1 rRNA gene is annotated in these 1,618 nt (G+C 56.2%); it reads right to left on the reverse strand.

Features of this window, described 5'->3' with window-relative positions:
• Positions 1-69: 69 nt before the first annotated feature.
• Positions 70-1,594 (reverse strand): 16S ribosomal RNA (locus QP982_RS10590).
• Positions 1,595-1,618 lie beyond the last annotated feature (24 nt).

Genomic DNA, 1,618 nt, shown 5'->3' on the forward strand with positions numbered 1-1,618 from the left:
AAAAACAAAAAATAGCCACACGCCACCAACACGATGACACATGACACAAAGAAAAAATAATCTCCTTAGAAAGGAGGTGATCCAGCCGCACCTTCCGGTACGGCTACCTTGTTACGACTTCGTCCCAATCGCCAATCCCACCTTCGACAGCTCCCCCACAAAAAATGTGTTAGGCCACTGGCTTCGGGTGTTACCGACTTTCATGACGTGACGGGCGGTGTGTACAAGGCCCGGGAACGTATTCACCGCAGCGTTGCTGATCTGCGATTACTAGCGACTCCGACTTCACGGGGTCGAGTTGCAGACCCCGATCCGAACTGAGACCGGCTTTGCGGGATTAGCTCGCCCTCACGGACTGGCAACCCACTGTACCGACCATTGTAGCATGTGTGAAGCCCTGGACATAAGGGGCATGATGATTTGACGTCATCCCCACCTTCCTCCGAGTTAACCCCGGCAGTTTCTTACGAGTCCCCACCACAACGTGCTGGCAACATAAGACAAGGGTTGCGCTCGTTGCGGGACTTAACCCAACATCTCACGACACGAGCTGACGACAACCATGCACCACCTGTATACAAGCCACAAGGGAAACACCATCTCTGGCGCGATCCTGTATATGTCAAGCCCAGGTAAGGTTCTTCGCGTTGCATCGAATTAATCCACATGCTCCGCCGCTTGTGCGGGCCCCCGTCAATTCCTTTGAGTTTTAGCCTTGCGGCCGTACTCCCCAGGCGGGGCGCTTAATGCGTTAGCTACGGCACGGATCCCGTGGAAGGAAACCCACACCTAGCGCCCACCGTTTACGGCATGGACTACCAGGGTATCTAATCCTGTTCGCTCCCCATGCTTTCGCTCCTCAGCGTCAGTTACTGCCCAGAGACCCGCCTTCGCCACCGGTGTTCCTCCTGATATCTGCGCATTTCACCGCTACACCAGGAATTCCAGTCTCCCCTACAGTACTCAAGTTATGCCCGTATCGCCTGCACGCCCGGAGTTAAGCCCCGGAATTTCACAGACGACGCGACAAACCACCTACGAGCTCTTTACGCCCAGTAATTCCGGACAACGCTCGCACCCTACGTATTACCGCGGCTGCTGGCACGTAGTTAGCCGGTGCTTCTTCTCCATCTACCGTCAGAAACCCTTCGTCGATGGTGAAAGGAGTTTACAACCCGAAGGCCGTCATCCCCCACGCGGCGTCGCTGCATCAGGCTTCCGCCCATTGTGCAATATTCCCCACTGCTGCCTCCCGTAGGAGTCTGGGCCGTGTCTCAGTCCCAATGTGGCCGTCCACCCTCTCAGGCCGGCTACCCGTCGCCGCCTTGGTAGGCCATTACCCCACCAACAAGCTGATAGGCCGCGGGCCCATCCCACACCGAAAAAACTTTCCACCACACCCTCACGGTGCGGTCCTATCCGGTATTAGACCCAGTTTCCCAGGCTTATCCCGAAGTGCAGGGCAGGTCACCCACGTGTTACTCACCCGTTCGCCACTCGTGTACCCCAGCAAGCTGGAGCCTTACCGTTCGACTTGCATGTGTTAAGCACGCCGCCAGCGTTCGTCCTGAGCCAGGATCAAACCCTCCATCAAAAACCCTTCAAATCAGAAGAATCA

Source organism: Corynebacterium sp. MSK019 (assembly GCF_030232425.1).
In the GTDB taxonomy this organism is placed as follows: Bacteria; Actinomycetota; Actinomycetes; order Mycobacteriales; family Mycobacteriaceae; genus Corynebacterium; species Corynebacterium jeikeium_D.